This is a genomic window from Microcoleus sp. B3-A4 (assembly GCF_036705385.1).
GTDB lineage: Bacteria > Cyanobacteriota > Cyanobacteriia > Cyanobacteriales > Microcoleaceae > Microcoleus.
Window position 1 is genome coordinate 25158 of the sequence record NZ_JAUBUI010000067.1, and the last position, 7251, is coordinate 32408.

The 7251-nt window shown below is 41.2% G+C and carries 5 protein-coding genes; all 5 read right to left on the minus strand.

All coding sequences use genetic code 11. The features are described from left to right. Window positions 1–219: 219 nt before the first annotated feature. The 5 genes from QUB33_RS22055 to QUB33_RS22075 all read right to left on the minus strand — a co-directional run bounded on the left by QUB33_RS22055 (window position 220) and on the right by QUB33_RS22075 (window position 7150). Window positions 220–1053 (minus strand): NAD-dependent epimerase/dehydratase family protein, encoded by an 834-nt coding sequence (locus tag QUB33_RS22055; protein WP_333354248.1) that lies wholly within the window; start codon window positions 1051–1053, stop codon window positions 220–222. A gap of 351 nt (window positions 1054–1404) precedes the next feature. Next, window positions 1405–2097 (minus strand): heterocyst development glycosyltransferase HepC, encoded by a 693-nt coding sequence (gene hepC, locus QUB33_RS22060; RefSeq protein ID WP_333354251.1) that lies wholly within the window; start codon window positions 2095–2097, stop codon window positions 1405–1407. A gap of 380 nt (window positions 2098–2477) precedes the next feature. Then, entirely contained in the window at window positions 2478–4706 is a 2229-nt protein-coding gene (locus QUB33_RS22065; protein ID WP_333354254.1) for a polysaccharide biosynthesis tyrosine autokinase, read from the minus strand. A gap of 39 nt (window positions 4707–4745) precedes the next feature. Further along, the gene (locus tag QUB33_RS22070) at window positions 4746–5840 is read right to left on the minus strand and encodes a glycosyltransferase (RefSeq protein ID WP_333354257.1); all 1095 of its coding nucleotides are present in this window, start codon (window positions 5838–5840) and stop codon (window positions 4746–4748) included. A gap of 914 nt (window positions 5841–6754) precedes the next feature. Then, window positions 6755–7150: a hypothetical protein gene (locus QUB33_RS22075; RefSeq protein ID WP_333354260.1), complete on the minus strand. Its 396-nt coding sequence runs from the start codon at window positions 7148–7150 to the stop codon at window positions 6755–6757. Window positions 7151–7251 lie beyond the last annotated feature (101 nt).

The following is a 7251-nucleotide window of genomic DNA, read 5'->3' on the forward strand; positions in this document are numbered from 1 at the left end:
TAAGTAAAGCGTTAAACAATTTAGGAAATATCCTTAACATGAAATAATTCCCGAGCCAGAATGAGATAGGTACTAAACCCTAATCTCAAATTGGACACAATCAGCAGAAGGTCAAAAAATTGCTACTGAGAAAACGGTCATAGGTTAAGTAAAGTTTTAATACCCTCACTGAGACTAATTTCAGGCTTCCAGCTTATAAAGGCTTTAAGCTTACAGATATCAGCCCGTAAATGCCTTCGCTCTACTTTTCTCAACTCTAGACCGATCCACTTTAATCGTAATTTCTTCTCCCAGTTGATTCTCAAATTCTTTTACTACATCTATCACCGAATATTCTTGACCACTGCCTAAGTTAAATACATCAATTCCGGAATCAAACTTATTAAGTAGCATAATAATGGCTCTTGCCATATCATACGTGTGGATAAAGTCTCGTTTTGGTTCGAGATTGCCGAGTTCAATAGTTCTTAGCCCCGAATTAACTTGCCTTTGAATTTCAGGAATCAAGTGCAAATTAACCTCATTTGGACCAAACGCATTGAAAAACTTACAAATTATTGTATGGATAGATGTTTGTAGATGAAATTCATTCATCAAATGTTCGCCAGCTAGTTTAGATAAGCCATAAATATGTAGAGGGTTAGTTTGCTGGGTTTCTGGAATGGGATCTTCACAAATTGGATACACTGCTGCTGTCCAAGCAAAAAACATTTTTTTTAGATTTTTTAAACTTTTAGCAGCGTTTAATACGTTGATAGTCCCTTGTATGTTAATGTTACTCGACTTGAGAGGATGTTGATTGCAGTAGGGAATAAAGTGTATGGCAGCCAGGTGAATAATCCAATCTGGGTCGATTTTCTGAATAACTTCGTTTAAGCCATGTCCGTTCAAAATATCAAGCTGATGAAAATACGTATCAGGAATTGTCAAAAAATCTCTATTGCCAAAGGATAAGTCATCAATAACATAAATATCATGACCAGACTTTTGAACTTCCGCTATTGTTGCCGAACCTATAAAACCTGCTCCACCCGTAACTAAAATTTTTGTCATTTTTCACCTATTTCCACCTCCCTAGTTGGAGTGTTCACTGGCTATATATGGACTTTAGCTCATCATTACTCGCTATCTGTATGGGTAGTTAGAGTGTGCAACCCCCTACATTTAGGAGGTGCAGAAGGTGGGTTGTAATTTCCAAGACAGAATCAAGATCCCCTGAAAAATCTGGATTTTTGTAGGTGCGTTAGAGAAGGATGGCGTTAGCCCTCTATTGCTTCCCTAAACTTGGCATAAAGCGCAGAAGCTTTTTAAATTGAAAATTCAGTGTTTATATACAACCAAACTAACCTCATTTGAATTGTTTCCCTAAATCTGAGCTTCTGCAATTTCCAATAATGTACTCACCTATTGTTGACCTTCCCAGCCGAGCCGTACTGCCTCAGAGATCGTCAAAGGACAGAATGAATCCTTCAAGCTAATCCCACCCCGTAGCACATTGAACAACTGGGGTAACTTATCCAGGTTGTACTTACACATCCAACGAATTAAACGTGTAGTACGAGAATTGTCATTAGCTACTGTCGTGGGAAACTTGAGAAGCCGGAAGAACTTGCCTCCTGTGCCAATGTACCATTGCTTAGGGAAAATCCGCTTGGGTGAATAGAGGTAGATCGATATACCTGTTGCCAGTATAATCGGACTGAGCAATAAAAGCAAAAGAAAGGTGGCAATTGAGTCCATCCATTGCTTGGGCTGGGGACTAAGTTGGCTTTGCTTTTGAAATGTTTTTTGTTGAATAGTCCTCCGTAGAAACACGGGTTTATTGGCTTGCTCGCAGGCATCTGCCCAGAGTTTCAGTGTTGCCTCACCTAGGGTTGGATGGAGGCAAACCAACCGTACTGGAGAGTGTTTCAAGCATTCTACTAGCTGTTGCTCAGTCTCAAACGCGGAGATATAAGGCTGCTTGGTCTGTTGTCCGAGACTGACGAATAACATTCCCTGTCGCCACTTAAGAATGCAGTGAGGTAAGTAATTATTTGAATGCTGTTGCTCTACAGAGGAATAGATATTTAAACTTGAGAGTGTTGAATTGGCCATAGGTTCTGATTACCGGACGCTAATTTTACTAATTATTGATTGTAAAGTAAAATCTCCTAGAAATTAATGTGTTAAAAAATTACGTAAGTATAAGCATCTACTTATTATGACACACTTTAAAAGCAAGTCAATAGTTTGTCATTTTTTTATCGATAATTTATCTATTGATAAATTACATAATTTATGTATTAAAGGGACGCGAATAACTGATGTCGCTCGCTTGACGGGGTGACAACCAAGTTGAAAGGCTTGGCATCGTAGGGTTTGGAGTTGAGCGCTCTCAAGAAAGATACTCGCTGGCGATCGTCACTTTATAGGGTCGGGATCGTAGAGAATGAGCAAGTATTGTCAATAAGTTTGTCAAGAAACCATCATTTTTTTCATAATTGGGGTATCTTACCCTTTTTGAGACTAATACCCCCATTCGCGATCACCCCGATCGTATTTAACTTGTTCAGCATGGCTGTAGTCTCAGTGAGTGCGGTTTTTGTCACCAGGTCAATGCGTGTCACCAACACTACCCCCCGGCAACAAGATGCAACCAGCAGAGCATCTACCATCCCTAAAACAGGAGGTGCATTTAGCAGAACTAAATCATAATTCTGCTCAAACCCTGCCATTAATCTCTGCATTTGAGGAGAACTTAACAGATTTACTGGATCTTTGGGTATTGACCCAGAAGTCAAAATATCAATATATAGGTCTGATGATGGAACATAACTGCGTATTGGCACTGTAGCGTTACTTTCCAACAGAGTTGAAAGCCCATACTCATTAGGAAGATTGAGCTGTTTATGCAGCATCGGCTGACGAAAATCAGCATCAATTAGCAGTACCCGTTGATGTAGACGCGCAGCACTAATTGCCAAACCTAATGCGATTGTTGATTTTCCCTCACCATCCAATGCTGAAGTAATTATTAAAGGATTGAAGGTGGAACTAGAATTTTGAAGTTGAATATTCTTATAAATTAGGTCAAAAGATTCCCAAGCCGATGGAGTATGAATTACTTCTATCGTGCAAGGCGCCATACCTTCCGGCAAGCCGAAAGGTAGCTTGATGATTGGTTCGGTTGCCCAAGCGGCAGAAACTTGACGCTTGCCTAAAGGTAGCTTAATGATTGGTTTGTTCTTCTTGACCTGCGGTAGCTGTGGAGTCATTCCTAGTAGAGGCAGAGGAACCAGTTTTGTTAACTGATCCGAGCTATGAACAGAATCATCCAACATATCGCGAGCAAAAGCCGCAACAACACCCAAGAACAACCCAACCACGAGACCCAGCATAATGTTCTGCTGTTTTTTGGAAATACTCTTTGTACCGGGTTGCGGTACTTCAACAACTTGCCAATCAAATCCACCTCGGGCAATTTCCAGGCTTAAGTCCTGCCGTGCTTTCTCTAACTGTTGAAATGTTTCACGCTTGAGTTGTATCTCTGTTTGTAGACGAGTGTACTTAGCCAATAGATTAGGAAACCGATCGAGTTCTACACGGAGCTGCTGCTCTTTTTTTGCCTGTGATTCGTCGCGTGCACTTAAGCCCTTTAAGTTTGTCTGAACCTCCAGAAGCTTAGTAGCGATAGTTAAGTCAGTTGTACCGAGTTGCCTTTCTTTCAAAAGGCTTTCTCCCGTACCCGGGAGCTGAGCAGAAACTTCTGGTGTAGCACGTTGCCCTTCTGCTTGCAAGAGACTTAGTTGCTTGTTGCGCTCCGAGAGTAGCTTTTGAATAACTGGGTTTTTGTCAGTGAAGCGTATTCGTTGCTGGGCGATAGCTAAATCTGTCTTTTGGATTTCGTTGAGTAAGGCTTGATAACGAGAAGACTGACTTAGCCGTGCTGCAACGAGCGCTTCCTGCGGAGAACTAGCAAGCTGCTGCTGCAAAGAGTCGTATTGAGCCTGAAGATCCCTTTTAGTCGCCTGGTTTGCCCGTCGCTCCTGCTGAATGTTGTTAATTGCCTCAGTCAGAGCTTTTGCTTGTACTTCAGGCTCAATCAGATTTTGATTTTTGCGAAACTCTTCTAAGGTCGCCTCAACTTGAGCAACGTTCTTACGAACCTTTGGTAATTGTTCATCAATGAAGGCAAGACCTTTAGTTAAACGTAGTCTCTGCTGTTCTCGGTTGTAATCCAGATAAACCCGTTGCATTATTTGTAGAACTTTCTGGGTTTGAGTCGGATTATTAGCCGTGTAAGTTACTTCAAAAATTTTAGTCTCGGTTTTTGCCCTCTCATCTGCCAATTGAGTGACGACTAAGGATTTTTTAATCTCCTCTACATCGATCCCTGGGTACTCAGGATGCAGCAATTTCACCGCTCTTTGGATGAGCTGAGAACCTTGCATCAGACTAAGCTGAGTAGCATTATCTATCTCAACATTAGAATCAGCAAATTGATTATCTGTTTTACTATCTTTTTTCCCTTGGTAATTAGATTCTACCAGGAGCTGCATTGAGCTTTTATAGGTAGGCTTTTCCTTCAACGCTTTTACAGTGGCAGCAGCCAAGACAATACACAAGACACTTAGCAACCAAAAACGTCGGCGGATTAAAGCTGCAAACAGTTCTCCATAGCCTGCTTCTGTTTCGGCAATTGAGTTTATATTGTTTTCAGTCACTTCTACGCCTCAATCATAAACCTATTGAACCAAATATATTTATGGCTGATGACGACAGCAAACTTCCTCAATCACACCCTCTACTTTTTCAAAGAAAGCTTCTTCGGAAAAGTGAGCAATCGCATGGTCTCGAATTGTTTCGTAATCCCATGCAATCTTACTGGACTCAACTACTGCTGTGTGAATCGCTTCAGGTGTCTGTAGATTGAAAAAAATACCAGTCTTACCTGGTATCTGAGTATCTAAGACGCCACCCTTACCATAGGCAATTACGGGCGTCCCACTAGCATTAGCTTCCACTGGAACTAAGCCATAATCTTCCAGGGCAGCAACAATAACACAACAAGCTTTAGACATCAACTGACTACGTTCTGTATCGCTGACATGACCTAGAAATTTAATATTTTTTAAAGCTCTCGACTCAAGACGCTCTCGCTCTGGGCCCTCACCAGTGATCAATAGTGGCCATCCCAGCCAATTGAATGCTTCAATAATCACATCGATACGTTTGTAACCAAGAAGACGAGCTGAGGTCAAATAAAAGTCCTCTTTATCTTTAGAAAAAATAAACTTTTTGATGTCTATGGGATAGTTAATTACGACTGATTGCTTTCCATAAAATTGCTGGATACGACTGGCAACTGTGCTGGAATTAGCAATGTAAAAGTCAGGTTCCTGAGCAGAATCTAAATCGGCTTTTCTCATCTGTTGAAAAATCGGTTCGAGCATACCAGAAAGTTTTCGATAGGTAGCATAGTCTCGAAGATAAGTTGTGGTATCCCACAAAAAACGGGTGACATTGTGACAGAAACAAATATGTGTGGCTCCTGGTCTTTTTCGCACAGCTTTAGCAAAGCTCGTGGTACTGCTGATAATTAGATCGTAGTCTTTTAGATCCAAGGCTCGAAAGGCTGAAAAATAAAATGGAGCCATTAGCCTAAAATTCTTACTTGCCCCTGGAACATTCTGAAGTACAGTTGTGCGAACTTCACGTTCGCCTAGATCAATAGTTCGTTTAGGTTCGTACAGAGACGTGAAAATATCAGCATGGGGGTAACGTTTACACAGCAATTCAAATACACGCTCTGCCCCACCAGGCTGTGTTAAGTAATCATGGACTAGGGCAATTTTCATACTACTTTTTCTATTTTAGATCATCCGACACCGACGGTACAGTTGTACAAATACTTCTTATTTCACCCTCCCTAGAGGGCGTTATCCATTTAACCATATAGCAGAAGCACCAAGGTAACTCGCACCGAGAAAGTTGGCTACCCCTAGACAAACGTCTCGTAATCGCCCAATACTACTTCAGTTGAAATTATCAGTTTTTTATTGCCTTGACGAGCTCTTGTAGAAGTCCCGCTCGTCAGCACGAGGGTTACATGGCTTGCGTCTAGGCGAAATTACTGGTATTTTGCCTTGTACCTGAAGCCCATTACTTACGTATTGATCATTATGATACCCCCGATCGGCAATCAGTGTGTCGGCGATCACCTTACGCAGAAGTTTTTCAGATCCATGTAGGGCGTGTCATAAATTAAGCCAAATGACAGAAGCAGCCAGCTACAGCGTATTCCAAGCTTATGAAGTACAGTAGCATCAGCTTGTAAACCCGTTTTTGAAGTGCTTAGTATTCACCAAATAAGCGTGCAGTAGCAAGTAAAATATCAAATAGGCTCTTATAATTACAGCAAGATTCTGATAAAGCGTGTTCGTGTGCAGGGGTTCATTATCCTCGATTATATTCCCCGATGGTCTGAAGCGATAAGCGACCTTGGATCGTAGCTCAATCAGGGGAAAATTAAATATGCTCTGGAGGTTATCGAGGACTTGGAAAATGCACCGAAAGCAATCCTAAAACTTTTCGACGGCAACAATAAGGGAAAACTGGTCGTTAAAGTCTCAGAGGAACCTAGTAGTCTGTCAAAAATTAATTGACGGATAAAGGCGCTTCAATTTAATCTGGGCATCTTAGGTAGTAAATTGGCAATCTACTGTACAGGAGAGTTCATTTCTGCGTTTTTCCCACGTAGCGATTTCCTGTTTCACAACTTCTTTACTAGCAATACGTCGGTCAAGACATTTACTGTAGTTTTTACTAAGGGTGGCGGTCGGCTGTAAGCCTTATGTGGCAAGGCTTTTTTTCTTAAGGACCAGCTTGCTTTATAAATAAGTTTCTGGCTACTTATAACCTCAAAAAAGCTTAGGTAAGGCATAAGAGGTAACGCCTTGCTATGCTTAACAAGGTAGAAGCTCGACACCACAATCCAACCAATCGGCTGGCTAAAACTAGCCAAACTTAGCTCTTGTTTAGTAGCTAACCTTTGTAAGGGAGCCTCTTTTGGTTTTTGTACTTGATAGTCAAAAACCTGTAGTAGGGTTCTGGCAATAAAAAGATTTATAGTGCGATCGGCGAGGCTAAAAAAGGGCTGGATTGTCAAAGAGTTTTAATGTCGGACTAATGGCAGGGTAAACGCATCTAAATTAATTTGACAAAAACGTGAATTTGTGCATTACTAAATGACTAAAAAAACCTTCTTAA